General features: G+C 74.4%; 24 protein-coding genes. 15 read left to right on the top strand and 9 right to left on the bottom strand.

Features of this window, described 5'->3' with window-relative positions:
- The first annotated feature begins 2 nt into the window (after positions 1–2).
- The 3 genes from ACI1MP_RS30220 (at position 3) to mgtA (ending at position 4,319) form a co-directional block, all read left to right on the top strand.
- Positions 3–875, top strand: coding sequence for a universal stress protein (locus ACI1MP_RS30220; RefSeq protein WP_404869939.1), 873 nt, complete (start codon positions 3–5; stop codon positions 873–875).
- Positions 876–1,080: 205 nt separating this feature from the next.
- Positions 1,081–1,629: a universal stress protein gene (locus ACI1MP_RS30215; protein WP_404869938.1), complete on the top strand. Its 549-nt coding sequence runs from the start codon at positions 1,081–1,083 to the stop codon at positions 1,627–1,629.
- A gap of 32 nt (positions 1,630–1,661) precedes the next feature.
- The gene (gene mgtA / locus ACI1MP_RS30210) at positions 1,662–4,319 is read left to right on the top strand and encodes a magnesium-translocating P-type ATPase (RefSeq protein WP_404869937.1); all 2,658 of its coding nucleotides are present in this window, start codon (positions 1,662–1,664) and stop codon (positions 4,317–4,319) included.
- A gap of 157 nt (positions 4,320–4,476) precedes the next feature.
- On the opposite strand, the gene ACI1MP_RS30205 is transcribed toward mgtA, so the two are convergent.
- Positions 4,477–5,469, bottom strand: coding sequence for a LacI family DNA-binding transcriptional regulator (locus ACI1MP_RS30205; protein WP_404869936.1), 993 nt, complete (start codon positions 5,467–5,469; stop codon positions 4,477–4,479).
- Between the two features lie 235 nt (positions 5,470–5,704).
- On the opposite strand from ACI1MP_RS30205, the gene ACI1MP_RS30200 reads away from it, so the two are divergent.
- The 5 genes from ACI1MP_RS30200 to ACI1MP_RS30180 all read left to right on the top strand — a co-directional run bounded on the left by ACI1MP_RS30200 (position 5,705) and on the right by ACI1MP_RS30180 (position 10,077).
- Complete coding sequence (locus ACI1MP_RS30200) at positions 5,705–6,616, top strand: ribokinase (RefSeq protein ID WP_404869935.1); 912 nt, start codon at positions 5,705–5,707, stop codon at positions 6,614–6,616.
- Positions 6,617–6,742: 126 nt separating this feature from the next.
- Positions 6,743–8,089: an NtaA/DmoA family FMN-dependent monooxygenase gene (locus tag ACI1MP_RS30195; RefSeq protein ID WP_043908672.1), complete on the top strand. Its 1,347-nt coding sequence runs from the start codon at positions 6,743–6,745 to the stop codon at positions 8,087–8,089.
- A 45-nt stretch (positions 8,090–8,134) separates the two neighbouring features.
- Positions 8,135–8,650 carry a flavin reductase family protein gene (locus ACI1MP_RS30190; protein WP_380340555.1) on the top strand — a complete coding sequence of 172 codons (516 nt, stop codon included), beginning with the start codon at positions 8,135–8,137 and terminating at the stop codon, positions 8,648–8,650.
- A complete protein-coding gene (locus ACI1MP_RS30185; protein WP_404869934.1) occupies positions 8,643–9,071 on the top strand; it encodes a riboflavin kinase in 429 nt (142 codons plus the stop codon). Before ACI1MP_RS30190 ends, ACI1MP_RS30185 begins: the two co-directional genes overlap by 8 nt.
- Before the next feature lie 310 nt (positions 9,072–9,381).
- Positions 9,382–10,077 carry a nicotinamide mononucleotide transporter family protein gene (locus tag ACI1MP_RS30180; protein WP_189272825.1) on the top strand — a complete coding sequence of 232 codons (696 nt, stop codon included), beginning with the start codon at positions 9,382–9,384 and terminating at the stop codon, positions 10,075–10,077.
- Between the two features lie 75 nt (positions 10,078–10,152).
- On the opposite strand, the gene ACI1MP_RS30175 is transcribed toward ACI1MP_RS30180, so the two are convergent.
- Complete coding sequence (locus ACI1MP_RS30175; protein WP_404869933.1) at positions 10,153–11,361, bottom strand: serine hydrolase domain-containing protein; 1,209 nt, start codon at positions 11,359–11,361, stop codon at positions 10,153–10,155.
- A gap of 105 nt (positions 11,362–11,466) precedes the next feature.
- On the opposite strand from ACI1MP_RS30175, the gene ACI1MP_RS30170 reads away from it, so the two are divergent.
- The 4 genes from ACI1MP_RS30170 (at position 11,467) to ACI1MP_RS30155 (ending at position 15,376) form a co-directional block, all read left to right on the top strand.
- Positions 11,467–12,930 (top strand): hypothetical protein, encoded by a 1,464-nt coding sequence (locus tag ACI1MP_RS30170; RefSeq protein WP_404869932.1) that lies wholly within the window; start codon positions 11,467–11,469, stop codon positions 12,928–12,930.
- Between the two features lie 33 nt (positions 12,931–12,963).
- Positions 12,964–13,464 carry a GNAT family N-acetyltransferase gene (locus ACI1MP_RS30165; RefSeq protein WP_404869931.1) on the top strand — a complete coding sequence of 167 codons (501 nt, stop codon included), beginning with the start codon at positions 12,964–12,966 and terminating at the stop codon, positions 13,462–13,464.
- Positions 13,465–13,596: 132 nt separating this feature from the next.
- Positions 13,597–14,757 (top strand): hypothetical protein, encoded by a 1,161-nt coding sequence (locus ACI1MP_RS30160; RefSeq protein ID WP_404869930.1) that lies wholly within the window; start codon positions 13,597–13,599, stop codon positions 14,755–14,757.
- A 28-nt stretch (positions 14,758–14,785) separates the two neighbouring features.
- Positions 14,786–15,376: a hypothetical protein gene (locus ACI1MP_RS30155; RefSeq protein ID WP_404869929.1), complete on the top strand. Its 591-nt coding sequence runs from the start codon at positions 14,786–14,788 to the stop codon at positions 15,374–15,376.
- Between the two features lie 52 nt (positions 15,377–15,428).
- Here the strand turns inward: ACI1MP_RS30155 and ACI1MP_RS30150 are convergent, their stop codons facing one another.
- The 4 genes from ACI1MP_RS30150 to ACI1MP_RS30135 form a co-directional block, all read right to left on the bottom strand.
- Positions 15,429–15,959, bottom strand: coding sequence for an SMI1/KNR4 family protein (locus ACI1MP_RS30150; protein ID WP_404869928.1), 531 nt, complete (start codon positions 15,957–15,959; stop codon positions 15,429–15,431).
- Entirely contained in the window at positions 15,943–16,674 is a 732-nt protein-coding gene (locus ACI1MP_RS30145) for a hypothetical protein (protein WP_404869927.1), read from the bottom strand. The genes ACI1MP_RS30150 and ACI1MP_RS30145 overlap by 17 nt, the downstream gene beginning before the upstream one ends.
- 190 nt (positions 16,675–16,864) lie before the next feature.
- Positions 16,865–18,358 (bottom strand): hypothetical protein, encoded by a 1,494-nt coding sequence (locus ACI1MP_RS30140; RefSeq protein ID WP_404869926.1) that lies wholly within the window; start codon positions 18,356–18,358, stop codon positions 16,865–16,867.
- Between the two features lie 127 nt (positions 18,359–18,485).
- The gene (locus ACI1MP_RS30135; protein WP_404869925.1) at positions 18,486–19,721 is read right to left on the bottom strand and encodes an erythromycin esterase family protein; all 1,236 of its coding nucleotides are present in this window, start codon (positions 19,719–19,721) and stop codon (positions 18,486–18,488) included.
- 78 nt (positions 19,722–19,799) lie between these two features.
- On the opposite strand from ACI1MP_RS30135, the gene ACI1MP_RS30130 reads away from it, so the two are divergent.
- The gene (locus ACI1MP_RS30130) at positions 19,800–20,507 is read left to right on the top strand and encodes a MerR family transcriptional regulator (protein WP_404869924.1); all 708 of its coding nucleotides are present in this window, start codon (positions 19,800–19,802) and stop codon (positions 20,505–20,507) included.
- Here ACI1MP_RS30130 and ACI1MP_RS30125 read toward each other — a convergent pair.
- Both ACI1MP_RS30125 and ACI1MP_RS30120 read right to left on the bottom strand, forming a co-directional pair.
- A complete protein-coding gene (locus ACI1MP_RS30125; RefSeq protein WP_404869923.1) occupies positions 20,498–22,093 on the bottom strand; it encodes an amidohydrolase in 1,596 nt (531 codons plus the stop codon). The two genes, ACI1MP_RS30130 and ACI1MP_RS30125, sit on opposite strands and share 10 nt — an antisense overlap.
- A gap of 41 nt (positions 22,094–22,134) precedes the next feature.
- Positions 22,135–23,643 (bottom strand): APC family permease, encoded by a 1,509-nt coding sequence (locus ACI1MP_RS30120; protein WP_404869922.1) that lies wholly within the window; start codon positions 23,641–23,643, stop codon positions 22,135–22,137.
- A 205-nt stretch (positions 23,644–23,848) separates the two neighbouring features.
- On the opposite strand from ACI1MP_RS30120, the gene ACI1MP_RS30115 reads away from it, so the two are divergent.
- Positions 23,849–24,445, top strand: coding sequence for a TetR/AcrR family transcriptional regulator (locus ACI1MP_RS30115; RefSeq protein ID WP_404869921.1), 597 nt, complete (start codon positions 23,849–23,851; stop codon positions 24,443–24,445).
- A gap of 195 nt (positions 24,446–24,640) precedes the next feature.
- The gene (locus tag ACI1MP_RS30110; RefSeq protein WP_380340599.1) at positions 24,641–25,882 is read left to right on the top strand and encodes a beta-ketoacyl-[acyl-carrier-protein] synthase family protein; all 1,242 of its coding nucleotides are present in this window, start codon (positions 24,641–24,643) and stop codon (positions 25,880–25,882) included.
- Between the two features lie 85 nt (positions 25,883–25,967).
- On the opposite strand, the gene ACI1MP_RS30105 is transcribed toward ACI1MP_RS30110, so the two are convergent.
- The gene (locus tag ACI1MP_RS30105) at positions 25,968–26,945 is read right to left on the bottom strand and encodes an ADP-ribosylglycohydrolase family protein (protein WP_404869920.1); all 978 of its coding nucleotides are present in this window, start codon (positions 26,943–26,945) and stop codon (positions 25,968–25,970) included.
- Positions 26,946–26,994 lie beyond the last annotated feature (49 nt).

Below are 26,994 nucleotides of genomic sequence, written 5' to 3'. Positions count from 1 at the left end.
CCATGTGCGATTCCGTCGTGGCCGGCGTCGACGGCTCGGCCGAGAGCGCCGCAGCGGCCCGCTGGGCGGCGGCCGACGCGCTCCGGCGCGGCGTCGCCCTCCGGCTGGTGACCGTGGTGTCACCGTCGGGCAGCGCCTTCGGGCACCGTGAACCGGCCGGGCACCGGCTGCCGGAGTTCGCGACGACGCTCCGGGCCGAGCTCGCGCACGCCCTGCCGGGGCTGGACGTCTCGTGCGAGGCGATCCCCGGTGAGCCGTGGTCCGTGCTGGCCGCCGCCGGTGAGAAGCAGTGGCTGCTGGTGCTCGGTTCCCGGGGATCGGGCCGGCTCGCCGGGCGGCTCCTCGGTTCCGTCGCGCTGCGCACGGCCGCGGAGGCGCGGTGCCCGGTCGTCCTGGTGCCGGAAGGCGCCGCGGACCCGGACGGCTCCGGCGAGGTCGTGGTCGGAGCGAGCGGCGAGCGGCCGTCCGGCGCCGTCCTCGGGTTCGCTTTCGAGGAGGCCGCCCGGCGCGGGGCCGTACTGCGGGCCCTGGAGGGCGGGGCCGAACCGCACGGGCCGCTGCGGACCGACGCCCCGATCGGGCCGGCGGAGGTCCGGCGGTCGCCGGTGGAGGCGAAGACGGTCCGCTTGCAGGACGCGCTGGCCCCCTGGCAGGAGAAGTTCCCCGAGGTGCGCACGGTGGCGGAGGTGACCGGCTGGGGCGCGTCCCGGGCACTGCTGGAGGCGTCGCGCGGCGCGGCCCTGGTGGTCCTTGGCCGGCGCGCCCCCGCGCATCCGCTGGCCGCGCCGCACCTGGGACACCTGGCGCACGCGGTCGTCCACCACGCCCACGGCCCGGTGGCGGTCGTCCCGCACGACGCGGCGCAGCGCCGGTGACCAGCGGCCCGGAGCGGCCGGGGACCTTCAGCCCGCCGCGAATGCCCCGCTCGACCCCGGTGGACGGCGGGCCCGGGCGGTGTGCGGGACCTGTGCCGCACCGACATCCACGCCGCCCGCGGCGACCGGCCGGTGCAGCCCGGCGACCTGCGCGCCTGAACCGCACCGCGCGACCCGACAACCCATCGATCGGAAGGACAACGGCATGAACGGGACCGGCAGCACGGCGGAGCGGCGCATCGTGGTGGGGGTGGACGGCTCGGAGTCGTCCCGGTCCGCGCTGCGCTGGGCCGTACGCCAGGCGGCTCTGACGGGTGCCACCGTGGAAGCGGTGATCACCTGGGAGTATCCGGCCGTCCACGGCTGGGAGATGCCGCTGAGCGACGCGGACTTCAGCACGGCGGCCGAGCAGACACTCGCCCAGGTCGTCGAGGAGGAGGGCGACCCGGCCCACCCGGTCGAGATCGGCCGCCGGGTGGAACGCGGCAACGCGGCCCGCGTCCTGCTGGACGCCGCCGAGGGCGCCGAACTCCTGATCATCGGCAGCCGCGGCCACGGGGGCTTCACCGGGGCGCTGCTCGGCTCGGTCGGCCAGCACTGCGTCCACCACGCCACCTGCCCGGTCGTCGTCGTCCGGGACACCGCGCACCGGGACACCGCCCACGACACCGCGCACCACGACACCGCCCACGACACCGCGCACCAGGACACCGCCCGCGCCGAGCACGCCGACGTGCCGGCCGCCGGTCGGTGACCCGCACCCCTGACCGACAGGAGTTCCAGCCGATGCACCGGACCCTCACCCGGCCGGACCCGGTGCGTCCGGCTGCCGAGCAGCAGGACGCCGCCGCCGGGATGCCCGCCCGCCAGGCCGCCACGCAGGACGCCGCCCAGGTGCTCGCCCGCCTGGACAGCACCCGCGCCGGGCTGTCCGGCGCGGAGGCCGGGCGGCGGCTCGCCGCCGTCGGCCCCAACGCGGTCCGCACCCACCGGGTGCGGGCCCTGGCGGTGCTCGGCCGCCAGCTGCGCAGCGCCCTGCTGCTCCTGCTGCTGGCCGCCGCGGTGGTGTCGTTCTTCTTCGGCGAGCGCACCGACGCGGTGATCATCGGCGTGATCCTGCTGCTGAGCGTCGCCCTCGGTTTCGCCAACGAGTACCGGGCCGAGCGGGCCGCGCAGGCCCTGCACTCGCAGGTGCGGCGCACCGCCGTGGTGCTGCGCGACGGCCACGAGCAGGAGGTGGACGTCACCGGCCTGGTCCCCGGCGACGTGGTGCGGCTGGCCCTCGGCCGGATCGTGCCCGCCGACGTGCGGGTGCTGGAGTGCACCGGCCTCCAGTGCGACGAGAGCATCCTCACCGGCGAATCCGCCCCGGTGGACAAGGACCTGGCAGCGGTGGACGGCGAACCGGAGCTGGCGGAACTGTCGTGCTGCGCGCTGATGGGCACGGTGGTGCACGCGGGCAGCGGCACCGGGGTGGTCGTCGCCACCGGCGGGCGCGCCGAGTTCGGCCGGATCGCGCTCGGTCTCGGGGACCGGCAGCCGGAGACCGCGTTCCAGGTCGGCCTGCGCCGATTCTCGGTGCTGCTGCTCCAGGTCGCCGCCGTCCTCACCACCGGCATCTTCGTGATCAACACGGTGCTGCACCGGCCGCTGCTGGACGCGCTGTTGTTCTCGCTGGCCATCGCCGTCGGGATCACCCCGCAGCTGCTGCCCGCCGTGGTCAGCACCAGCCTGGCAGCGGGCTCCCGCCGCCTCGCCCGCCGCAAGGTCCTGGTCAAGCGCCTGGTGTGCATCGAGGACCTCGGCGACATGGACATCCTGGTGACCGACAAGACCGGCACCCTCACCGAGGGCCGGATCACCTTCGAGAGCGCCCTCGACCCCGCCGGCGCCGCCGGGGAGGACGTGCTGCTGCTCGGGCTGCTCGCCACCGAAGGGGACCTGGACGGCGACCACCTGGGCGACAACCCCCTGGACACCGCTCTCTGGCAGGCCCCCGGTGCCGCCGGGTTGACGGCCGGACACCTGCGGCTGGCCGGCCTTCCGTTCGACCACGAGCGTCAGCTCTCCTCCGCCCTCCTCCAGCGGCCCGACGGTACCCGGGTGCTCGTCACCAAGGGCGCGCCGGAGGCCGTGCTGGCCCGCTGTGCCGCCGTCCCCGCCGACGCCGCCCCCGTACTGGCCGGCCTCTTCGCCGCCGGCCACCGGGTCGTCGCGGTGGCGGCCAAGGACGCCGGCGGCCTCGACGCGATCGCGGTGCCGGACGAGAGCGGGCTGGAGCTGGCCGGGTTCCTGGTCTTCCGCGACCCGCCCAAGCAGGGCGCCGCCGAGTCCCTGCGCCGGCTCGCCGACCTCGGTATCACCGTCAAGATCTGCACCGGCGACAATCCGGTGGTGGCCGAGAAGGTGTGCGCCGACCTCGGGCTGCCCGCCGGGACCACCCTCACCGGCCGGGAGGTCTCCGCGATGAGCGACGGGCAACTGGCCGACGCCGCCGCCGGGGCCACCGTCTTCGCCCGGGTCTCCCCGGACGACAAGGCCCGCGTCGTGCGCGCCCTGCGCGGCAGCGGCCGGGCCGTGGGCTTCCTCGGCGACGGCGTCAACGACGCGCTGGCCCTGCACGCCGCAGACATCGGCGTCTCCGTGGACAGCGCCACCGACGTGGCCAAGGACGCCGCCGACGCCGTCCTGCTGGAGAAGGACCTCGGCGTGCTCGCCGAGGGCGTCGCCGAGGGCCGACGGATCTTCGCCAACACGATCAAGTACGTGCTGATGGGCACCTCCAGCAACTTCGGCAACATGTTCAGCGCTGCCGGCGCCTCCCTGGTGCTGCCGTTCCTGCCGATGCTGCCCTCGCAGATCCTGCTCAACAACCTCCTCTACGACACCGGCCAGCTCACCATCCCCACCGACCGGGTCGACGACGAGCAGCTGCACGCACCCTCGCACTGGGACATCGCCTTCATCCGCCGCTTCATGCTGTGCTTCGGCCCGGTCAGCTCGCTCTTCGACTTCCTCACCTTCTGGGTGATGCTCGGCGTCTTCCACGCCGGGCCCGAACTGTTCCGCTCCGGCTGGTTCGTGGAGTCCCTCGCCACCCAGGCCCTGGTGATCTTCGCCATCCGCACCCACCGGATCCCGTTCCTGCGCAGCCGCCCGAGCATCCCGCTGCTGGCCGCGTCGCTCGGCGTGGTGGCCCTGGGCGTCGCGCTCCCGTTCTCGCCCGTGGCCGCGACATTGGGATTCACGGCTCTCCCGCCCGCCTTCTTCCTCGCCCTGGTGACGATGGTCGTCGTCTACCTCGTGCTGATCGAGGGGGTCAAGCGGTGGTTCTTCTCCCGCCCCGCCACCGCGGAGGTGCCGCGCGCACCCCGCCTCCGGCAGCAGGCCCACCGCATCCACCGCAGGGCCGGCCACTTCAGCCACCCCGGTCCGCTGACCTGATCCGGGACGTCCGCCCGGGCCGGGACACGCCGAGGACGGCGGCCGGCGCGCAGGCGGGCGAGCACGACGGTGGCGGCCGCATCGAGGTCCACCGGTGTTCGGCCCCGCCGGGGAGGTGACCACCGTTCGACCGGGCGGGCGCCCGCCCGGCGCGCCGTCAGGCGTTCGCGTCCGTCGAGGCCCGCACGACCAGTTGCGGGGCGAAGCGCTCCACGCTCTCCGCCCGTTCCCTGGCGGGGGCCTGAAGCAGCGTCAGGGTGCGTTCGGCCATCGCGGTGAGCGGGTGGCGGATGGAGGTGATCGGCGGGTCGAGGAGTTCGAGTATCTCGGTGTCGTCGAAGCCGGTGACGGCGATCTCCCCGGGCACCGACACGGCCGAGCGCTGCAGGGTGGAGACCAGGCCGACGGCGAGGACGTCCGCCCCGCAGACGACGGCGTCGATCTCGTCGCGCTGCGCGGCGATCCGCCGTGCGGCGGTGCGACCGGCGTCGGTGGTGAAGCTGGGGAGCAGGACGGTGGCGGCGCCGGTGCCGCGGGCCTCGGTGAAGGCGGCGAGGCGTTCCGCGCCGGAGGAGGACGCCTGGTCGGCGGCGACCAGGGCGATCCGGTGGCGGCCGAGGGTGTCGAGGTGGTCGAGGAGCAGGCGCATCGCGGCGGCGTTGTCGAGGGTGACGGCGACCGTCCCGGAGCCGCGCGCCCAGCGGTCGAACAGGACCAGGGGCGCCCGTTTGGCGGCGGCCCGGACGGCGGGGCCGGAGGCGGCGGCGGAGACGGGGACCACGACCAGCCCGTCGACCCGTCCGCCGAGCAGGGTCTCGATCTGTTCGGCCTCGATCTCCACCGAGTTCGCGGCGTCGGAGACGACCAGCTGTCCGCCGGCGGCGCGGACCTGCTGGGCGATGGCGTCGGCGAGTTGGACGAAGTAGGGGTTGGCGAGGGAGGGGACGACCACGCCGACGGTGCCGGTGGTGCCGGTGCGCAGCGCCCTCGCGGAGTGGTTGGTGCGGTAGCCGAGTTCGCGGGCGGCGTCCTCGACGCGGCGGGCGAGTTCGGGGTCGACGTTGCGCGGGGTGCCGGCCAGGACGCGTGAGGCGGTCGCGCGGGAGACGCCGGCGGCGGCGGCGACGTCGAGGAGTCGGGGCGCTGTCACGTGGGGGTCCTCCCCGGTCGGGAACGGTGCCAGAAGGCGTTGTCGTAAGCGGTGTCGGTTGCGGCGCCGAGGCGGGTCCGGTGTCGAAACGGTGTCGGCGCGGTCTCGGATCGGACGGCCGCAGGCCGGGATGTCCGAGCTGGCGGAATGCGCAGCACGAGGGTACTTGACGGTCGGCGAGGGCTGGGCCAGAGTGTGGGAAATCGATCTCCCAAGGAGCTCCCAAGGAGCGCAGATGTCGTCCATCACCGTCGTCGGTTCGGTCAACCGCGATCTTGTGCTGACCGTTCAGGACCTGCCGCGACCTGGCGAGACCGTGCTTGCGGAACGCTTCGTGGAAGGCGTCGGCGGCAAGGGCGCCAACCAGGCCGTGGCGGCCGCCCGGCTCGGTTCCCGGGTCCGGCTGGTGGCCCGGGTCGGGGCGGACGCGGAGACGATCCTGCGGGCGCTGGCCACCGAGGGCGTGGACGTCACCGCGGTGCTCCCGGCCGCGGACGCCAGCACCGGGATCGCCTCGGTGGTCGTCGACCGGGCGGGCGAGAACACCATCGTGGTCAACCCGGGCGCGAACGCGGCGCTCACCGTCGCCGACCTGCCCGAGCAGTTGTCGGGCGCGGGCGAGGTGTTGCTGGTGCAGCACGAGATCGCCCCCGAGGTGGTCGCCGCCGCGGTGCTGCGGGCCCGGGAGCAGGGCGGCACGGTCGTCCTCAACCCGGCGCCGGCCCGGCCGGTCGGGTCCGACGTGCTGGCGGCGGTCGACGTCCTGGTCCCCAATCTCGGCGAACTCGCCACCCTGCTCGACGTCGCACGCCCGACCGGCCCGGACGGCGCGCGCGACCTGCTGGAGAGGGCCGAACTGCCGTGCGGGGCCGTCGTGGTGACGCTCGGCGCGGACGGAGCGCTGGTCAAGCAGCCGGGCCGCCCGGCCGTCCACCTGCCCGCACCGGTGGTGGACGCCGTCGACACCGTCGGCGCCGGCGACACCTTCTGCGGTGCGCTCGCCGACTCCCTCGCCCGCGGCGGCGACCTGCTCTCCGCCGCCGAACGCGCCGTCCGGGCGGCCTCGTTGGCCGTCACCGGGCTCGGCGCCCAGTCCTCCATGCCGACCGCGGCGCAGCTCGGATCCCCTGCCGTCAACGGCTCCTGACCACCCGCAGCACCAATTCCCGCACCGTTTCAAGTTCTTGGCGGAACGGGACTCAACTCGCCTTTCGTCAGCGGTTCCTGACGACCAGTCGACTCCCCCGCACCCCCAGTTCAACGGAGAACACCCATGCGCAGCCTCAAACTCGGACTGTTCGAGAACGCCCAGACCAACGCGAGCGGCACCGCCACCTGGCGCCACCCCGAAAGCCGCCGCCATCTGTTCGACACCCTCGGCTACTGGCGCGAGGTCGCGCAGCTCTGCGAGGACGCCAAGCTGGACTTCCTGTTCCTGGCGGACGCCTGGGGCTGGTCGGAGATCAACGGGGTGCGCCCGCCGATCGCCACCGAGGAGACCCTCGACCTGCCGCGTCTGGACCCGTTCGTGATCGCCTCGGCGCTGCTCGCCTCGACCACCGACCTGGGCCTGGTGGTGACCGGTTCGGTGCTGGTGGAGCCGCCGTACGCGTTCGCCCGCCGCCTGGCCACCCTGGACCAGCTGTCCGGCGGCCGACTGGGCTGGAACATCGTCACCACCGGCACCGCCGACACCGCCGTGAAGGCGTTCGGGATGGACATGGTGGCGCACGACGACCGGTACGCGATGGCCGAGGACTTCCTCGACCTGGTCTACAAGTACTGGGAGGGCTCCTGGGAGCCGGACGCCCTGGAGAAGGACAAGGCCGGCCGGTTCGCCGACCCGGCGAAGGTGCACCTGGTCGAGCACGAGGGCCCGTACTTCCGCTCGCACGGCTACGGCAACACGGCCCGTTCCCCGCAGGGCACCCCGGTGCTGTTCCAGGCCGGCGCCTCCCCGGCGGGCCGCCGGGTCGGCGGCCGGCACGGCGAGTGCATGTTCGTCGGCAGCGGCAGCGTCGCGCAGCTCGCGGGCCACACCAAGGCGATCCGCGAGGAGGCGGTGAAGGCCGGCCGCGCCGCCGACCAGGTCAAGATCATGTCGGCGTTCTCCTGCGTGGTCGGCGCGACCACCCAGGACGCCGAGCGCCGCTGGCAGCGGATCCTGGACGCGCAGCGCCCGGAGGTCACCGTGGCCTCGTACGCGATGTTCACCGGCCTGGACCTGTCCTCGTACGCGCCGGACACCCCGATGAGCGCGCTGTCCACCGAGATGTCGCAGACCCAGGTCGCCCGGTTCGCGGACAAGACCGTCGGCGACGTGCTCGCCGACTGGCACACCCACGGCGTCGGCGCCCGCCCGGTGGTCGGCACCGCCGAGGAGATCGCCGACGAGATCTGCGCGCTCGCCGAGGGCGCGGACCTGGACGGCTTCCTGCTCTCGCCGCCCGTGCAGCCGCACTCCACCGTCGAGTTCGTCGAGTCGGTGCTGCCGATCCTGCGCGAGCGCGGCGTGTTCCGCGGCGAGTACGAGGACGGCGAGTCGCTGCGCGAGCGCCTGACCGGCGCCGACGACCGGGCGCTGCCGGCCAGCCACCCGGCCGCCCGGTACCGCCACTGATCCCACCCCACCCACGCCATTCGCGACGAGAGGACGGCGACGGCCATGGCCATTCCCGCCCACCACCCCACGACCGCCGAGGACTTGAGCGCGGACGCGCTGCGCCGGGCCTTCGGGGCGTACCCCACCGGCGTGGTCGCGATCGGCGCGCTGCGCGAGGGCGCACCGGACGGGTTCGCCGCGAGCTCGTTCGTGTCGATCTCGCTGGAGCCGCCGATGATCGCGGTCAGCGTGGCCCGCACCTCGACCACCTGGCCGCGCCTCGCCGACCGGCCGGTGCTGGGGCTGAGCGTGCTCAGCCACGGCCAGGGCTCACTCTGTCGGCGGCTGGCCTCACGGGCGGGCGACCGCTTCGAGGGCACCGACTGGCAGGCGACGGCGGACGGCGCGGTGCTGATCGAGGGCGCCGCGCTGTGGCTGACCGCCCGGGTCGGCGCGGTGTACGACGGCGGCGACCACGAGATCGTCCTGATGGAGCTGCTCACCACCGAGCTGTTCCCCGGCGTGGAGCCGCTGGTGTTCCACACCAGCCAGTTCCGCGAGCTGTCCCCCCATGCCTGACACCTCGCCGACCTGCCTGTCCGGCACCGTCGTCCACGGTGCCGGACGGGGCCGGGGGCTGGGCTTCCCCACCGCCAACATCTCCCCCGACCCCGGTTCGGACGTTCCGCAACCGGCCGTCTACAGCGGCTGGTTGACCCGCCCGGCCACCGGCGCCGTGCACCGCGCGACGATCAGCATCGGCACCAACCCCACCTTCGAGGACGGTCCGCGGATCCACACCGAGGTGTACTGCCACGACACCTCCGACGACCTGTACGGCGAACGCGTCTCGCTCTGGTTCGTCGCCCGGATCCGGGACACCGTCAGGTTCGCCTCGGTGGACGAGCTGCTGCTCGCCGCCCGGGCGGACGTCCACCACTCGGAGGCGCTGCTGGACTCCGCGCACGGCCGCGACGTCCTGGCCGCCGCCTCCCACTGACTCACCGTCCCTCCACAAGCCCGGTCGGCCCCGCTCTCCCGCTTCCCCCTGCGGGGCCGACCGACCCTCCCCCACGGCACGCACCCCCACCCCACACCCACGTCCGCGCCCAACGCCCGCGTGCCCGGCCGGCCCCTCCCCGCCTCGCCTCCTTTCCCTCCCCCTCCCTTCCTTTACGGCACGCACCCCCACCCCACACCCACGTCCGCGCCCAACGCCCGCGTGCCCGGCCGGCCCCGCCCCCGCTTCCCCCGACGCGCGGCCGGCCGCTCCCTCCCCGCCTCGCTCCGAACGAACAAAGGTGTGAGTAATGAGCGCATTCCACTGGCTGAACGAGCAGTTCAGCTTCCTCGGGCTCCCCGTCTACTGGTCCGACTTCCTGGGCAACATCCTGGCGCTCGCCACCGTCTGGCTGGCCCTGCGCCGCTCGCTGGTGGCCTGGCCGGTGCAGATCCTCGGCTCGGTCTTCCTGCTGATCGCCAGCCTGAACGTGCACCTCGGCGGCAACGCCGCCCGGCAGGTCGTGATCATCGTGTCGGCCACCTGGGGCTGGGCCACCTGGAAGCGCAGCCGCGAGCAGGAAGGCGCCATCAACGTCCGCTGGGCGACCGGGAGCGAACGCGCCCTGCTGATCGGCGCGATGGTGTTCGGCACCGCCGCGTTCGGCGGTCTGCTCAAGTGGACCGACGCCTCGTTCTACCCGGGCGCGCCGTGGTGGATGGTCCTCGCCGACGCCTGGATCTTCATCGGCTCGATCCTCGCCATGTACAGCCAGGCTCGCCGCTACATCGAGTTCTGGTTCGTCTGGCTGGCCGTCGACCTGGTCGGCGTGCCGCTGGCCATCCACTCCGAGCTGTACTTCTCGGGCATCGTCTACGGCATCTTCTTCGTCATGGTGCTGATGGGCATCCGCGACTGGGCCTCCCGCAGCAAGCCCCAGGACATCGCCTCCCCGCTGGAGCCCGCCGTCCAGGTCGAGAGCCGCGACGAGGCCGCCCGCCACTGACCGCACGCCCCGCCCGTTGCAGGCCGGCTCCCACCCCCACGGGAGCCGGCCTGCAACACGCGCTCCGACGCGGCGTCAGGACGCCCGGAGCGCCGCGTAGACGGCCGCGATCAGGCGGTGGTTCTCCGGGCCCGCGCCGTAGCGGGACGGGAGGCCGAAGCGGCGGCGGGTGTAGGCGTAGGCCAGGCCGCTGCCGGGGTCGGCGAAGCCCAGGGAGCCGGTGGCGCCGCTGTGGCCGAACGCGTCCGGGCCCAACGGGCGGAACAGGGCGGTGAGTTCCTCGAAGCCGAGGCCGAAGACGTCCTCGTTCCCGGTGATCACGTCGGTGCCGTGGAACTGCGGGCGGGCGAACTCGACGATGGTCTCCGGCTTCAGCAGCGCAGCCCGGCCGTCCACCTCCCCGATCGCCGCCGCGTACATGGCCGCCACGCCGCGGGCGGTGCCGACGCCGCCGGCCGAGGTCGGCCCGAGGGCCCGCACGGTGCGGTTGTTGGCGAACTCCACCAGATCGGTCGGGGTGGGCCCGTTCCGGTTGCCGGCGACGGCGAGGATGCTGGTCGGGTCGAGCGTCCTGGCCGCGAGCCGCTCGGCCTGCTCCGGTGTCGGCCGCAGCGGCAGCGTCTCGGCCCGGCGGGCTTCCAGCTCCTCGGGCAGGCCGAGGTAGAAGTCCAGCCCGTACGGGGCGCGGACCCGCTCCTCGAAGATCTCCTGGATCGAACGCCCCGTCACCCGCCGCACCACCTCGCCGGTGAGCGCGCCGATCACGAACGCGTGGTAGCCGTACGCCGACCCCGGCTCCCAGAACGGCCGTTGACCCGCCAACCGGGCGGCGATCACCCGGTCGTCGGCCAGCTCCTCGTCGGTGAAGCCGCCGTCCGCCCCGGGCACGCCCGCGCGGTGCGCGAGCAGCTCGCGCAGCGTCAGCCGCTCCTTGCCGTGCACGCCGAACTCCGGCCAGTACGAGGACACTTCGCGGTCCAGGTCGAGCACGCCGTCCTGCACCAGCAGCGCCGCGACCAGGTGCGTCGCGCCCTTCGTGATGGAGAACACGCTCATCAGGGTGTCCGCGTCCGTCCCGCCGCCGGCCCACAGGTCGACCACCCGCTGCCCGCCGACGTGCACCACCAGCTGCGCCTCCGGCGACTCGTGCATCTCGCCCAGCACAGCGGCGAATTCGTCCCGCACGCCCTCGAACCCCGCGGCCACGGTGCCGCGCACCGCATCGACCTGCGCCGCCCTGCCCGGTGTCGCCCCGCTCTGTGCCGCCCCGCCCTGATGGGCCATCGCCGTTCCCCCGACTGTCCGATCCGGCCGTCCGTCGACCGAAGATCCCAACTTTCGTTCCCCCACGAAGATTCCCGGCTCGGACGATCTGCCAGGATCACCACTGTGACCAGCGCCTTCCACATCGACCGCGTCCTCGCCGACCGCCCCTTCGCCGAGGCCTGCGACCCCGTGCTCGCGGTGCCGGACGAGCGCCGCGGGCTGCTCGCGGTGGCGGGCCGGGCGGTCGGCCCGTGGCCGCAGCCGGTCGCGGTGTATCGCACCGCCGACCTGGCCTGTGTGGCCCTGGCGCGCTGCCGCTTCCCCGTGCACGCGCTGGCCTTCCACCCCGACCTGCCGCTGCTCGCGATCGGCACCGGCAGCTACGACGGCGGCTACTTCTTCGACGGTGAGCTGCTGCTGCTCGACCTCGAATCCGGCGCCGCCGTCTCGCTGTTCGAGCACCGGTCGGGCCGTCAGGTGCTCGGCCTGGAGTGGCTGGACGGCCGGTCGCTGCGGCTGCTGCTCGCCCCGCCGGACGACTGGCGGGACCGCGCCGCGTGGCAGGAGGGCCACCTGGCCGAGCTGCACCGGGACGACTGGCGCGCCGTCGCCCCGGCGTCCGTCCCGCCCGCGGAGTTGGCGGGGCCGCGCCTCGCCGTCCCGCGCCCCGACGGCGCAGCGGCGGCCCGCCTCCTGCTGGACGGCCTGCACAGCGGTTGGGAGCCACGCGGCCCGATCGGCGCGGTCGAGGAACTCGCCGACGGGCGACTGCTGTTGGCGATGCCCGAGGTGGTGGTGGAGTGCCGCACGCCGTCCGACACCGTCGCCTGGTCGCTCCGGCGGGAGGGCTACGGCGGCGAGTTCGCGGTCGCCGCCGGCCGACGGTCGGTCTTCGTCCGGGCCGCCGAGCCGCCGTCGGTCGCCGAACACTCCCTCACCGACGGCTCCCTCCTCGCGCGCCGTGAACTCCCGGGCCGTTTCACGCTGTTGGCCTGTGCTGACGGCCTTCCGGCCCTCGTCCCGTTCCGGCCCGGCGACCTGCGGATCCGGCGTGGCCGACTGGTGTACACCGCCCCGCACCGCCGTCCCTCGCAGTCCGAGCAGTGGCTGGTGGCGGCCGACCCTTCGCAACTGCCCGCCGACGACCGGCCGTACCGGCCGTCCGACCGGTACCGCGGCTGCTTTCCGCTGTCCTGGGACCCGGCGCAGACCCACCTGCCCGGCCCGGGCGTCGAACTCCCCGACGGGAGCCTGGTGTACGCGGGCACCGTCCACGACGGCCGCGGCCGGCATTCCGGCGGCTCCTTCGTGGTCCGCCGCAGCCCGGCCGACGGCACGCCGCGGTGGGTGTTCCGCACCGACCGACCGGCCACCGCGCTGGACCTCGACGTCGACCGGGACGCCGTCCATCTGGCGTACGACGACGCCGAGTTGGTCACCCTGTCGGCCACCGACGGCACCGTCCGGCGCCGGGGCCCGCTGACCGTCGGCCGGGTCGCGGTGGTCGCGACCGCCCTCACCGTCCCCGGCCCCGGCCGCCTGCTGCTCGGCACCACCGACGGCCGCGTCCTCTCCTGCACCACCTGAGGCGGGCGGGCCACCCCGTGCCATGATCGGGCCATGGCCGAACCGGTGATCCGCCCGCGACACGACGACGATCTGCCCGCCTGCGTCCGGATGCTGGCCGCCGTCCACCGGGTCGACGGGTATCCGGCGGTGTGGTCGGCCGAGACCGAACACTGGTTGACGCCACGGGAGTTGCTCGGCGTGTGGGTCGTCGCCGACGGACCGGCCGTGCTCGGCCACGTGGCCCTCACCCGCACCGGCCCCGACCTGGCGGCGGCAGTCGGCCGACCGGCCTCACAACTCGCCGCCGTGGCACGGCTGTTCGTCGACGTCTCGGCTCGAAGAACCGGACTGGCCGCCGCGCTGCTGGCCCGGGCGGTACAGGCGGCGGTCGCGGACGGGCGCCGGCCGGTGCTGGAGGTCGAGTCCGATGCCGCGGGCGCCATCGCGCTGTACGAGCGCGCCGGGTGGCGGCGCGTCGGCACCGCCCCGGGAGATTGGCTGACCGCCGCCGGGCAGCCCGCCGTGGTCCACACCTACCTCGGACCGGCCTGACCCTCCCTCAGCAAGCGCCACCACCCGTGGGACGATACGGAAATCGGTTCGCCTCCCGACGGTCCTTCAGGAGAGACTTCCGGGTCGCGATCGATGCGCCGATCACCGCCCTCCCGAAGCCCAAGGTGCCGCATGACCGTCCCCGTCCCGCCCGACCGTCCCGAGCCCGAAACCGCGGCCGCGGCCCCGATCGAGTCCGAGCCCGAGGCTCGGCCCGCGTCCGAGGCCGAAGCCACGGCCCGGCCCGAGGCCGCACCCGAGGCCAAGCCCGTGCCCGTGCCCGCGCCGTCGTCCGCACCCGTGCCCGCGCCGTCGTCAGCGCCCGTGTTCGAGGATGCGCCGGCGCCCGTCAAGAACCCGTGGGCCGCGCCGGACCCGAACGCGATGCCGCCGGCGGCTCCCCCGCCGATGCCGGGGCCGGTTCCCGGCCCGTTCCCCGCCCCCGGGCCGCACCCGAACGGCATGTACTGGGCGCAGTACCCCGTTCCGACCCCGGAGCCGCGCAACGGCGTGGGCATCACGGCCCTGGTGCTCGGGATCGTGGGCGTGGTGCTCTGCCTGCCGCTGTTCCTGTTCTGGCTCTCCTGGCTGCCCGCCCTGCTCGCGGTGTGCTTCGGCGGCGTCGGTCTGAGCCTGGTCCGCAAGCGCCTGGCCACCAACCGGGCGATGGCGCTCACCGGCACCGCTCTCGGCGTCGTAGGCCTGCTGGCCTCCGTCAGCACCGGCGTCCTCCTGGTCGCCGACCTGAGCTCCGACATGCGGGAGCGCAGCCGCACCGTGAAGCAGCAGGAGCACGACGACTCCGAGCGGCGGCGCCTGGCGGACGAGCGGTCGAAGAAGGCCGCCGCCGAGCAGGCGGCGCGGGAGGCGGACGAGAAGGCCCGGCGCCTGTCCTTCGGTGGCAGCTACACCTACCCCGACGGTCTGAAGGTCACCATGGCCGCACCGACCCCCGCCTCGCCGCCGAGCCGGAGCAGTGGCGCCACGTTCCCGCCGGACACGACGTACATCCTGGTCCAGGTGACCGTGGTCAACACCGGCTCCACCGAACTGTCGCTGTACGGCTCGGGCTCGCTCATCGTCAAGGACTCCCGGGGCAGCCTCGCCCGTCCGGTGTTCAGCGGCGACCGGTTCAAGATGCTCCCGCAGACCCTCGGCCCGGGCCAGGACGCCACCGCGCTGGAGGAGTTCGCCCTGCCGAACGCCTCGGCAGACCCGTTCACGCTCCAGTTCACCCACGGCACCCGGATGGAGCGCAAGGACGTCATCTGGGCCGGCCCGGCACCCCGCTGACCCACCGCACCAACGGAGTTCACCCCGCATGACCGCCGTCTCCGAGCTCGCCGCCCTCGGCGAACCCGTCCTCGCCGTCGCCGACCCCGCCCGCCGGCTGCTCGCCGTGGCGTGCGCCGACATGTACGGCGAGGCCACGACGCTCGGCCTGTTCGAGACCGGTGACCGCCCCCGACTCCTGCGGCGGATCGACTTTCCGTACCACGTCAACGCGCTGGCGTTCCACCCGAGCAGCCCGCTGCTCGCGGTGGGCGTCGGCGACTACGACGGCGGCTACCACTTCGAGGGCCAACTGCTGCTGGTGAACCTCGACAACGCCGCCGAGCGGGCGATGTTCGCCGAGACCTGGGGCCGCCAGGTACTCGCCGCCCAGTGGCTGGACCGGACCCGACTGCGCCTGCACCTGGCCCCGCACGACGACGACGAGGACGAGGCCGCCCATCACGACGCCCACGTGGTCGTCCTGGAGCACCCCAACTGGACGGCCGCCCTTGGCCGTTCCATCCCGGACGAACGCCTCCAGGGCCCCCGCATCCGCTACCCCCGCCAGGACCACCGCGCTGCCGCCCGCCAGCTGACGGCCCGCCTGCTCGTCCCGCCGGCCCACCGCCACGACTGACCCCTGACCACTGACCCCGGACCACTGACTGCCGACCGCCCGGGACGCACCGTCAGCGGCAGGACTCCATGACGGTGTCCTCGAACTCGGGGAACTCCGCGGCCGCGTCCTCGATCACCTCGGCCGCCGACTGCCGCCGCTCCGGGGCGAACTCCTCGGCGACAGCCGACAGTTCGCCCCACGGCCGGCCCGTCCACCCACCGCGCCGCCCGACCGTGGCGGCCTCGCCCGGACCGAACCCACCGGCCAACAGCCACAGGAAGGCCCCCAGGTCACGGGCCACCACTGCGGTCTCACCCTCCGAGCCGAGAAACACCACCGGCTGATCGACGACCGACCGCCCCGGCCGCACCAGCCAGAACGCCGCACACCCGCCCGAGCCGTCCTGTCCGAACACCCGGAACTCGCCGCCGTCCGCCTCCTCGTTGCCCGTCCAGGCCCGCCACCAGAAGGCGGTGTCCTCGGCGGACCGGAACGCCGGGAAGGGCTCGAAGTCGATCCCGTCCCCGCCGTCGTAGTCGAACGGCACGGCCAACGCGGCGGCAAGGGCAGCGGGGAACTGTCGATCATCGGTGTGGTTCACAGGTCGTGAGCCTAGTTCGCGCTTCGGCCGGGGCATCCTCCGCCCGGCCACCCAGGCCGAGTCCGAAGCGCGCGGCCAACTGCTCGACCCGGTCCGCCACCGGGACGGTGCCGTCCACCGTGACGACATCCAGCCCGTGCTCCTCCGCCTGGCGGCGGACCTCCGCGTCCCAGAGCGCATCACGGCCGAGCCTCAGCGCCAGCATGCCGGCCGGGTCGCCGCCGCCCCAAGTGGCCTGCGCACGGCCTCGATCCGCGTAGCGCGCACGGAGGGCGGCCTCGCGGAACTCCGGAGTGGGCAGCAGGAACACCGCATGCTCGGGCCGGGCGAGCAACGGCACGAGGTCGCGGGGCAGGATCCCGAAATAGTCCACCAGCACGACCCGATCGCCCGGCCCGGTCCGCAGATCCTCGGCGAGGAAGCCCGCGGTCTCCCCGTACAGACTCGCCATCGACCGGAACACCTGCTCCGACGTCCGCCCCTCCCACATCCCACCCGCCGCCGTCCCCCGCAGCGCGGCCAGGCGCGGATGCCGCTGCGGCGTGCACCGCGCGAGCCAACTGTGCTCCGCACGATCGCCGTTGTAGACCTCGGCCCCGCACCGCTCGGCCAACGCGCGCGCCACCGTACTCTTCCCGGCCCCACAGCCACCGACGATCCAGCGCACGTGGGCGAGCCGGTCGGCGACGTCGTCGTTCTGGAGTTGAGGACTCATGGAGGTCATCGTCCCTGTCGCAGAACGGAATTGACAGTCTCGGGCGCTGCCGGACGTCGACTCGGGGGTCCCCGGAGCCCGACGGAAGCACGTTCGAAGCATCCGACCGGGCCCCGTCGGCGCTTGCCGGATGCGCTTCGTCCGCCCGGCCGAGCACTCCGGGCTTCTCTGCGTCAGCGGCCCTGCTCGACTACCCCGGCGGCATCAGGCGCAGCAGGTCCGCCACCGGCAGTGCCGGGTTGGCGGCGGCCCTCTGGACGGTGACCGGGTCCGAATCCTCAAGCAGGGAACGGAGTCGGTCGAGCGGAAGTGCCGGATGGGAGGCGACGTTGCGGCGGGCTCGGGTGTCGCGGAGGCAGGCGGTGAGGGTGGGGCCGTCGGCGGCGGGGTGGGTGGCGAGGGCGCGCAGCGTCGCGACGTTGTGGTCGGCGCGGACGAGTTCGGCGAGCACGGCGGGGGTGGCGCTCGGATTGGCGGCGATTCCGGCGGCGACGGCGCGTCCGTGGCGCCGGTGCATGGCGCGCAACTGCCCCTCGTCCAGGCCTGGGTGGGGTGCGACGGCGGCGGCGACCTTGGCGACCGGGTCGTCGGCGAGCAGGTCGCGGACGGGGGCGGGCAGGTCGCGGTGGAGCGCGGTGACGCGGCGCAGCTCGGGGTCGGCGGCGGTGGCGAGCGCGTCCAGTTCGGCGCGGGTGGCGGCGGCGATCCGTGGCGGCAACTGCCGGACGACGCCGCACACCTGGTCGAGGACGTCCAGCGGGACCTGCGGATTCCGGGCGACACTCCGCCGCACCTCGTCGGACCGGTCGGCTGCCAGTTGCCGGATCAGTTCCTCCCCGATCGCGGCATTGCCCGCCAACTCCTCCCGCGCCCAGCTCTCCGGTCCGACGGCGAGTGCAGCGTACGCGGACGCGGGAAGGTCGGTGCGCCGGGCGAGTTGGGCCCGCAGGAGCGGTGACGGGGTGTCGAGGTGGCGGAGCACGTCGACGACGGGTGCGGCCGGGTGACCGAGGACGGCCTGCAGGATCCCGTGCCGGGCGTACTGGTGGCTCCCGTCGCACGCCGCCCCGCCGGGCAGGGTGCAGTCCCGGTCCGGACAGTCCGGCGGGTGGACCCACGGGACGGCGTGGCGCGCACAGACCTCACAACCATCCAGCGGCGGCCGGTCGTCGATGAGGTCGGCCAGCACGGCGGACGGCGTGCCCTCGTTGAACCCCAGCTCCGCACGGACGTGCTCCGACGGGTGGGCGGCCAGCAGCGCGGCGATCTCCGGATCGGTCGTCGCCCCGGCGAGCGCGGTCGGAACGGCGGGATCGGCGTCACCCGCCAGCCGCCGCGACACCTCGGCCGGGAGCACCGGGCAGGCCGCCAACTCCACGCGCAGCTCCGGCCGTTCGAGCACCGCGTGGGCCCACTCCACGGGCGCGAGTCCGGCCCACAACAACCCGAGCGCCGCGACGGGCTGCCGCGACGGGTCGACCCGCTCGACGGTCAGCAGCCCGCTCGCCACCAGGCCCCTGGCCTCCACGACACCGCGCCCGGCCAACACCTCGACCTGCCGCTCCGTCAGCTCGACCCGCCCGGCCAACTCCATCGACAGCTCCGGCATCATCACCAACCGGTCCACCGCCTCCACCGGCAGCGCAGGATTCTCGGCCAACCCGGCCCACACATGACGATGCATCCCCGCATCCTCCCCGAACACGGCGCGCCCCACCGCGAATTACGCTCCGCGCCAGGCCCGACCGGTTCGCCCCACCCGCCACCACCCGGCCGGCGCACCCCCTCGCCCGCCGCCGCCAGGCATCTCCTCACCCGCCGCCGAACGCCCCCGCCTGCCGCGGGATCTCCCGCACGAACACCACCCCCTCCATCAGTCCCAACGCCCCCGGATCGATCCCGAAGTACGTGTGGTCCGCCGGAACCCGCGGCTTCGCCCGACCCGCCGGCGTCTGCGCCAGCACACGCGGGTCGAGAACGGTGCAGGCCTCGGGGAGCGCGGCGAGGCGCCCCTCGAAGGTCTCGGGGTCGGGGTGGTCGTCAGGGGCCCGGTGGCCGAAGGTGGTGGCGACGAAGGCGTAGCTCTCGCCGAGGCGGGTGGCGAGCAGGGAGCCGGTGGTCCACCAGCGCAGCTGGTGGGCGCCGAGCGGGAGCCGACCGGCCTCGCGTTGGAGGTGGCGGTTGTGGGCGTGGACCAGCGTCGGACCTCGCCGCACCTCGCGCCGCGTGATCGCTTCCAGGTTGTCGGCCATCATCAGACCCCGGTGCCGCATCAACGAGTTGAACCGGTCCGGCCCGGTGTCCGCCATTGCCGCGTGGTACCGCAGCAGCCCGATCGCGGTCCGCGCGTCCAGGTGCGCCCGCCAGTACGCCTCGGGGTCCGCCTCGGCCGCGAGCTGCGGCTCGTACGCAGCCAGCAGCACCACCAACTCATCCGCGATCAGCCGCAGTTGGACGGCGTCGGCCGATCGCCCCACCGACCGCCCGGGATCGAACGCCGCCGCCGGCTCGGTCCATCGGCCCCCCGGCCCGCACAACCGCAGCAACTCGCCCTCCGGCGGCAGGAGTTCGACCGGAAGGTGCCCTCCCAGGAAGTCCCGCAGCCGGATCAGCGCGGGCCCGGGCGCCGCCGCACCCGCCATCTCCAGCGGTCCGTCCGCACCGTAGAACCGCAGCCGCTCCTCCCGCTCCCCCAATCCGCTGTTGAACTCCCGCATCCATCGCACCAGTTCGCGGTTCCCGGCGAACTCGCCGAAGCCGTGGCCGAACCCCTCCCGCACCACGTCGTCGAGCTCACCGTCCGTCGCACCGCCCACGTAGGCGTCGACGGCGAGCGCCGCCAGGCAGTCGCTCTCGACCGCGACCGAGCGGTAGCCGTGTTCGGCGACCAGGTGCCGGAACAGCTCGTTGCGGAGGTCGAGGAAGGCCTCGACGCCGTGGGTGGGTTCGCCCAGGGCCAGCACCCGGGTCCGGGGCGGGAGCAGGTCGGTGACGGCGGACGGCGAGAAGGGACGAGCGGCATCCCGGAGTGAGCGCGAGACAGTCATGACTTTCACCGTATCGCTGAAGTGACGGTGTAAGCTTTTCTGCTCTCCACCCGAGAATCGAGCAGAAAAGTCTCAATCATGGCGCTGCGGCCGATCGATCTGGCCCGGGAGCACGGCCTGTCCACCCAGGCGGTGCGCAACTACGAGGAGGCGGGGATCCTGCCGCCCGCCGACCGCTCCCCGCACGGGTACCGGCAGTACGGGGAGCGGCACGCGGCCGCGCTCCGCGCGTTCCTCGCCCTGCTGCCGGGCCACGGCCACCGCGCGGCCACCGCGATCCTGAGCGCCGTGAACGGCGGGGAGCCGGACGTCGCACTGCGGCTGATCGACGAGGGCCACGCCCTGCTCGCCGAGGACCGCCGCACCCTGGACGCGGTGCGCACCGCCCTGGAGCACCTTCTCCCGCCCCGACCGGCCGTCGCCGGTGCCGAGTTCACCAGCATCGGCCCGGTCGCCCACCGTCTCGGACTGCGCCCGGCCACACTGCGCGCCTGGGAGCGCGCGGGGCTGGTCACCCCGTCCCGGGACACCCGCACCGGCTACCGGACGTACACCTCGGACCAGGTGCGCGAGCTGCTGATCGCCGAGCAACTGCGGCGCGGTGGCCACGGGTTGGCCCGCACCGCCGAGATCCTGCACCGCCTGCGCACGGCCGGCCACCCGGATGCCGTCCGCCCCACCCTGACCGCCTGGCAGGAGCGCCTCACTGCCCGCGGCCGCGCCCTGCTCTCGGGCGCGGCCGCCCTCCACTCCTACCTCGACCGTCCCGAGGGCGCTCAGACCTGACGGTTCGTCACCACGCCGCCGGACATGGTCAGCGGCACCGCCGTGGTGGCGAACTCGTCGGCCGGCGCGGTCAGCGGGTCGAGCGCGAAGGCGGTGAGGTCGGCCCGCAGGCCGGGCGCGATGCGGCCGGTGCGGTCGAACTCGCCCGCGGCGCGGGCCGCGTGGGTGGTGTAGCCCTCCAGCGCCATCAGCGGGGTGAGCGCCTGCTCGGGTGCGACGGGCGGGGTGTCGCTGCCGGCGTGGCGGCGCAGCTGCGCGTAGGCGAGGACGCCGCGCGGGTCGTGGTGGGCGATCGGCCAGTCGGAGCCGAGGGCGAGGGTCGCGCCGCTGTCGCGCAGGGTGCGGCAGATCCAGGCGCGTTCGGCGCGTTCGACGCCGAGGCGGGTGGACCAGGCGTCGGTGTGGTCGGCCCGGGTGTACGCGGAGTGGGTGGGCTGCATGGACGCGTGGACGCCCAACTCGGCGAAGCGCAGAGCCTGTTCGTCGCCGAGCGTCTCGATGTGCTCGATCCGGTGCCGGCCCCGGGCGGTGTAGGGCAGGTCGGCGATGGTGTCGAGGACATGGCGGACGCCCGCGTCGCCGATCGCGTGGGTCGCGGTGCGCACCCCGTACGCGTCCAACTGCCGGACCACGTCGGTGTATTCGGCGGGGTCGAGCCAGAGCGCGGCGGTCCCCTCGCCGTGGCAGTCGGGGCGTTCCAGCCAGGCGGAGCCGCCCTCGACGGTGCCGTCCATGAACAGCTTGACTCCGCCGACCAGCCAGTTGCGGCCGGACTCGCCCTGCAGGTCGGCGAGTCGGCGCAGGTCGGCGGCGCTCGCGCCGGGCATGCACCAGGGGGCGATGCGCAGTCGCAGCGGCAGCGGGCGGTCGGCCTCGATGGCGCGGACCAGGTCGAGGATGTCGCCGCCGGCGTCCATCACGTGCGCGCCGGCCAGGCCCCCGGCGGCCATGTCGAGCAGCAACGCGTGCAGGGCGTCCCGGCGTTCGGCGAGCGGGCGGCTGGGCATGACGGAGGCGACCGGGTCCATCGCGGCGAACTCGATCAGGTGGCCGGTGGGGGTGCCGTCGGGGTCGCAGACCACGGTGGCGCGCTGCGCGAAGCGGCGCGCCCCGGTGATGCCGGCGGCGCGCAGGGCGGCGCCGGTGGCGAGCGCGGAGTGGCCGTCGTAGAGGCGGATGAACGCGGGCACGTCGGGGCCGAGCACGTCCTCGATCAGGGCGCGGTGCACGGGCCGGTCGCCGAACACGTTGTGGTCGAGGTTCCAGGCGAGCAGCCAGCCGTCGAGGCGTTCGGCGCGGGCGAGGGCGGCGCGCAGCCCGTCGAGGTCCTGGACGTCGGACAGGTCGACGCCTTCGGAGAGTTCGAGTCCGAACGCGGGGTGGCTGTGCCCGTCGACCAGGCCGGGGACGAGGACGGCGTCGCCGAGGTCGATGGTCTCGGTGCCGGGCCCGGCCCAGTCGCGGGCGTCGGCGGCGTCACCGACGGCGGTGATCAGCCCGGCCTCGACGGCGACGGCGGTGACGGCGGGGTGCGCGGCGTCCAGGGTGTGGACGGTGCGGGCGAGGACGATGGTGTCGGGCGACACGGTGGGCTCCTGGTGGTACGGGGATGTGGTCCGAGTCTGGGTCAGGCGGCGCTGTGCACCGGGGAGTCGAGGGTCGGCGGCGCGTCCGCGGACTGCGCCGGGGCGGGGCCGGCGGGCTCCTCCGACGGCTCGGCGGCGAAGGCCGCGTAGACCTCCGGACGCCGGGCGCGGGTGCGCAGCGCGTACAGCACGCCGACCGCGAAGACGGCGGGGACGATCGCGATCAGCACCCGGTTGACGGCGGGGGACGCGCCGGTGAGCAGCTCGATGTGGTCGACCACCAGCCAGAGCGCGCCGGCCAGCAGCAGGGCGGCGGCGAGGGGGGCGACCACGGTGCGCAGCACGCCCTCGCCGTGGCTGCGGCGGCGGAACCAGCAGGGCACGGCGATCGCGGCCAGCAGTTGGAGCGCGACCAGCGAGAGCATGCCGGGCGTGTTCACCCAGAGCAGCAGCTGGGTGTACGGGTCGGCCCCGGCGGCGGCGAACGCGACGACGACGAGCAGTCCGAGGCCGGTCTGGGCGAGGCCGGCGACGTACGGGGAGCGGTGGCGGGGGTGGATCCGGCCGAGCGCCCGGGGCAGCAGGCCCTCCTCGGCGAGGGCGAGTCCGTAGCGGCTGGTGGCGTTGTGGAAGGCGAGCAGCGAGGCCAGGATGCTGGTGACGATCAGCACGTGCATCAGGTCCGCGGCCCAGCCGCCGACGTACTGGTCGATGGCGGTGAAGAACAGCCCGCCCGGATCGGCGGCGGCGGCCGCGACCACCTCGGCGTCGCCGTAGGCCTGGATGACGGTCCACACCACGAAGGCGTAGAACAGGCCGAGGAAGGCGACGGCCAGGTAGGTGGCGCGCGGGACGGTGCGGTCCGGGTTCCGGGCCTCGCGGCGGTAGATGACGGTGGACTCGAAGCCGGTGAACGCGGCGAACGCCAGCGCCAGGACGCCGGGCGTGCCGTTGGTCAGCACGTTCCCGGGGGCGAACGCCTGCGGGCTCAGGCCGTGCGCGCCGCCCTTGAACAGCACGGCGGCGGCCAGCAGCACCAGGATGCCGGTCTCGGCGAGCAGCAGGACGCCGAGCACCTTCGCGCCGAAGTCGATCGAGCGGAAGCCGCCGTACCAGATGACGACCAGCCCGAGCAGCGCGGGCAGCAGCCACGGAACGTCGTACCCGGTAAGCGCTTTCACGGTGTCGTGGGTGGCGGTGCCGAGCAGGCCGTACACGCCGATGTTCATGCCGAGGTAGCCGAGCAGGGCGAGCAGGGCGGCGCCGAATCCGGCGGGCCGGCCGAGGCCCCGGGTGATGTAGGCGTAGAAGCCGCCGGCGTTGCGGACGTGTCGGCTCATCGCGGTGAAGCCGACCGCGAAGACGGCGAGCGTGACGCCCGCGGCCAGGTAGCCGGCCGGGGCGCCGATGCCGCCGATCAGCAGGGCGAGCGGGGCGACGCCGGCCATCACGGTGAGCGGGGCGGCGGCGGAGACCACGAAGAAGGCGATGTCGGCGGTGCCGAGACTGCCGCTGCGCAGCGTGGGCGCGGCAGTGCGGGATTCGGTCATGGGGGAGCCCTTCGCGCGGCCGGATGGTGGGGGTCCGGCTCCGGGGACCATAAACCTAAAGGTTGATGGTTTCCGTTGGTTTCGGCACCATAGCCCGGCCGACTACCCTCTGGGAAGACCCGATTTCGCACCCGTCCGCAGCGATTTCCGAGGTCAGGACGGCAGTTGCGCCGGCCGCGACGCACCCGACGAGGAGGGCCCACCGGTGGGACGCCCCAGCAAGGCCCTGCTCGACCGCGAGCGGATCGGCGCGACCGCGCTCGCCCTGGTCGACGAGCAGGGCGACTTCAGCGTCCCGCAGATCGCCCGCCGGCTCGGCGTGCAGACCGCCTCCGTCTACCACCACGTGGACGGCCGCACCGGCATCGTCGAACTCCTGCGCATCCAGGTCTCCTCGGCCATGGACCTCACCGCCCTGGACCTGCGCCCGTGGGACGTCGCCCTGGACGCCTGGGCGCGCTCCTACCGGGCCGCGTTCGCCGCCCACCCGCGCGCCATCCCGCTGCTGACGATCAGTCAGGTCGCCGCGCCCGAGGTGCTGGTCCACTACGAGCGCACGGTCGCCCTGCTGCGCGAGGCCGGCTTCCCGCTGCCCGCGGTGATGCCCCTGCTGACCGCCGTGGAGAACCTGGTGCTGGGCTCGGCGCTCGACCTGGCCGCGCCCGCCACGGTCTGGGACACCGACGCCGACACCCCGCTGCTCGCCGAGGCCATGGACGCCGCCGGGCCGTCCCGCGCCGACACCGCCTTCGAGCTGGCCCTCGCCGCCCTGCTCACGCAGGCCCGCACGCTGCTCCCCTGACCGTCCGGACGCCCGGCATTTCCCGACGGACCGTCAGATCAATCTGTCCGATCCCTCCAAAACGCGCGGACGTGAATCAGTCCCGTCCGGTACCTGAACTCGCGATCACTGCTTGGCAGAGTGGCCATCACCGACCGACCTGGCCGACCGCCGGGGCGGCATTCGTTGTGCCCTCATCACAAAGGGAGTTCCACCGTGCGCACGGAATCCGACAGCGTCACCGGCGGCGTCACCGACCGCGTCCTGGTCACCGGGCTGGGAGCCACCACCCCGCTCGGCGGCACCGCCCCCGCCACCTGGCAGGCGATGCTGGAGGGCCGGAACGGCATCCGGGCGATCGAACGGGACTGGATGGTCGAACTGCCGATCCGGATCGCCGGGCAGCTCGCCGTCGAACCGTCCGAGGCACTGGACCGCGTGGAGGCCCGACGCCTCGACCGCAGCGAGCAGTTGGCGCTGATCGCGGCCCGCGAGGCATGGGCGGACGCGGGCCGGCCGGAGGTGGACGGCGAACGGCTGGCGGTGGTGATCGGCACCGGCACCGGCGGCGCGGTGACCATGCTGGACCAGGACGACGTGCTGGAGCGTTCCGGCGTCCGCAAGGTCTCGCCGCACACCGTGCCGATGCTGATGGCCAACGGCCCCGCCGCCTGGGTCTCGATCGACCTCGGCGCCAAGGCCGGCGCCCACACCCCGGTCAGCGCCTGCGCGTCCGGCGCGGAGGCCGTCGCGCTCGGCCTGGACCTGATCCGCCTCGGCCGCGCCGACGTGGTGATCGCGGGCGGCACCGAGGCCTGCCTGCACCCGCTGCCGCTCGCCGGATTCGCCCAGGCCCGCGCGCACTCGCTGCGCAACCACGACCCGGAGCACGCCTCCCGCCCGTTCGACCTGGACCGCGACGGCTTCGTCATCGGCGAGGGCGCGGCCGTCCTGGTCCTGGAACGCGCCTCGCTGCGCCCGGGCCGCCACTCCTACGCGACGCTCGCCGGGGCCGCCGTCACCTCCGACGCCCACCACATCACCGCCGGCCACCCGGACGGCCAGACCCGCGCCGTCCGCCGCGCCCTCGCCGAGGCCGGCGTCACCCCGGAACGGATCGGCATGGTGCACGCCCACGCCACCTCCACCCCCAAGGGCGACCTCACCGAGGCCGAGACCCTCGCCCGGGTCTTCGGCCCGCACCGCCCCGCCGTCACCGCCACCAAGTCCATGACCGGCCACCTGTTCGGCGCGGCGGGCGCCCTCGCCGCCCTCGCCACCGCCTACTCCCTGCACGACCAGCTCGTCCCCCCGATCCGCAACCTGACCACCCCCGACCCGGCCGCCGACCTCGACCTGGTCACCGCCACCGCCCGCACCGTCCACGCCGAAGCCGCCCTCACCAACGCCTTCGGCTTCGGCGGCCACAACGCGAGCCTGGTCTTCACCGAAAGCTGACCGACCGCAGGCGACCGCGGGCCCGGCCTGCGGGAGCCGGCGGCCGCGCGTTGCAGGCCACCGCCGTCACCCCGTCACCGCTCCGTCACCGCGCCGGCGCCTCGTCCGCCGCCGAACGCCCCGCCGCATCCAGCGCCTCCGCCAGCACCGTCAACTCCCCTGCCCGCAGCACCCGTTCGGTCGGCGGGAGCGGGACGTGCAGCGGCGTCAGCCACTCCTCGGGGATCGCGTCCACGCCGTACACGGCACCCGCGAGGGCCCCGGTGACGGCTGCGGTGGTGTCGGTGTCGCCGCCGAGGTCGACGACGGCGCGCAGCGCGTCCGGGAAGCCCCCGGTGGTGCGCACCGCCCAGACTGCGGAGCCCAGGCAGGGCCAGACCGCGCCGTTGCTCTCGGTGGCGAGGGCAGGGTGCCAGTCCTCGGCGAGGACGCGCACCCAGCGTTCGCGGTGCTCGGCCCGGACGGCGGCCAGCGTCGACGGCAGCGCGGCGAGCGGGTCCTCGCCGTCGAGCGCGCGGCGCAGCAGTTCGTGCAGGATCGCGGTGCCTTCCCAGGCCGCGCCGTCGCCGTGGGTGAGGGCCGTGATCCGGCGGGCGGCGTCCATGGTGGCCGCCCGGCCCTGTGGGGCGAACCGGACGGCGGCCGTGACGGCGCGCATCAGGGCGCCGTTTCCGGCCGCCCGGCCCTCGGTCCGGAAGTGGATCTGCGCGGCGAGGTCCCAGGGCAGACCGCTGCCGAGGACGCACTCGGTGAGGATGCCGATGTCCTTGGGGTCGGCGGCGGCCCACGCCCGGAACCGCTCGAAGATCCCCGGCAGGTCGAGGCCGCCCGCGTCGAGCAGCGATTCGCCGAGGTGGACGGCCAGCTGCGTGTCGTCGGTGGCCTCGCCCGGCTCCCAGCCGCCGCCTCCGCACATCGACGCAGCGTACGAAAAGCGCATTCCAGGGGTGTTCGGGAAGCGCTTTCCGAACACTCCCGCGGGACCGAACTCGAACGGTGCGCCCAGCGCGTCGCCGACCGCCGACCCGAGGACCGCCCCGACCACCCTGTCCCGTCGCCGCATGGCGCTCCTCCCGTTCCGCCGCCGTCCGGCGGCCCCCGCCCCCTCGGAT

Origin of the sequence: Kitasatospora griseola, assembly GCF_044999035.1 — a bacterium.
GTDB lineage: Bacteria > Actinomycetota > Actinomycetes > Streptomycetales > Streptomycetaceae > Kitasatospora > Kitasatospora griseola.
This window is presented reverse-complemented; position numbering and strand designations above follow the sequence as displayed.

Bases quoted from the DNA above. Each gene is read 5' to 3' on its own strand.
- ACI1MP_RS30220 (WP_404869939.1), top strand. From the start codon at position 3: ATGTGCGATTCCGTCGTGGCCGGCGTCGACGGCTCGGCCGAGAGCGCC.
- ACI1MP_RS30215 (WP_404869938.1), top strand. From the start codon at position 1,081: ATGAACGGGACCGGCAGCACGGCGGAGCGGCGCATCGTGGTGGGGGTG.
- mgtA (WP_404869937.1), top strand. From the start codon at position 1,662: ATGCACCGGACCCTCACCCGGCCGGACCCGGTGCGTCCGGCTGCCGAG.
- ACI1MP_RS30200 (WP_404869935.1), top strand. From the start codon at position 5,705: ATGTCGTCCATCACCGTCGTCGGTTCGGTCAACCGCGATCTTGTGCTG.
- ACI1MP_RS30195 (WP_043908672.1), top strand. From the start codon at position 6,743: ATGCGCAGCCTCAAACTCGGACTGTTCGAGAACGCCCAGACCAACGCG.
- ACI1MP_RS30190 (WP_380340555.1), top strand. From the start codon at position 8,135: ATGGCCATTCCCGCCCACCACCCCACGACCGCCGAGGACTTGAGCGCG.
- ACI1MP_RS30185 (WP_404869934.1), top strand. From the start codon at position 8,643: ATGCCTGACACCTCGCCGACCTGCCTGTCCGGCACCGTCGTCCACGGT.
- ACI1MP_RS30180 (WP_189272825.1), top strand. From the start codon at position 9,382: ATGAGCGCATTCCACTGGCTGAACGAGCAGTTCAGCTTCCTCGGGCTC.
- ACI1MP_RS30175 (WP_404869933.1), bottom strand. From the start codon at position 11,361: ATGGCCCATCAGGGCGGGGCGGCACAGAGCGGGGCGACACCGGGCAGG.
- ACI1MP_RS30165 (WP_404869931.1), top strand. From the start codon at position 12,964: ATGGCCGAACCGGTGATCCGCCCGCGACACGACGACGATCTGCCCGCC.
- ACI1MP_RS30160 (WP_404869930.1), top strand. From the start codon at position 13,597: ATGACCGTCCCCGTCCCGCCCGACCGTCCCGAGCCCGAAACCGCGGCC.
- ACI1MP_RS30155 (WP_404869929.1), top strand. From the start codon at position 14,786: ATGACCGCCGTCTCCGAGCTCGCCGCCCTCGGCGAACCCGTCCTCGCC.
- ACI1MP_RS30145 (WP_404869927.1), bottom strand. From the start codon at position 16,674: ATGAGTCCTCAACTCCAGAACGACGACGTCGCCGACCGGCTCGCCCAC.
- ACI1MP_RS30140 (WP_404869926.1), bottom strand. From the start codon at position 18,358: ATGCATCGTCATGTGTGGGCCGGGTTGGCCGAGAATCCTGCGCTGCCG.
- ACI1MP_RS30135 (WP_404869925.1), bottom strand. From the start codon at position 19,721: ATGACTGTCTCGCGCTCACTCCGGGATGCCGCTCGTCCCTTCTCGCCG.
- ACI1MP_RS30130 (WP_404869924.1), top strand. From the start codon at position 19,800: ATGGCGCTGCGGCCGATCGATCTGGCCCGGGAGCACGGCCTGTCCACC.
- ACI1MP_RS30120 (WP_404869922.1), bottom strand. From the start codon at position 23,643: ATGACCGAATCCCGCACTGCCGCGCCCACGCTGCGCAGCGGCAGTCTC.
- ACI1MP_RS30105 (WP_404869920.1), bottom strand. From the start codon at position 26,945: ATGCGGCGACGGGACAGGGTGGTCGGGGCGGTCCTCGGGTCGGCGGTC.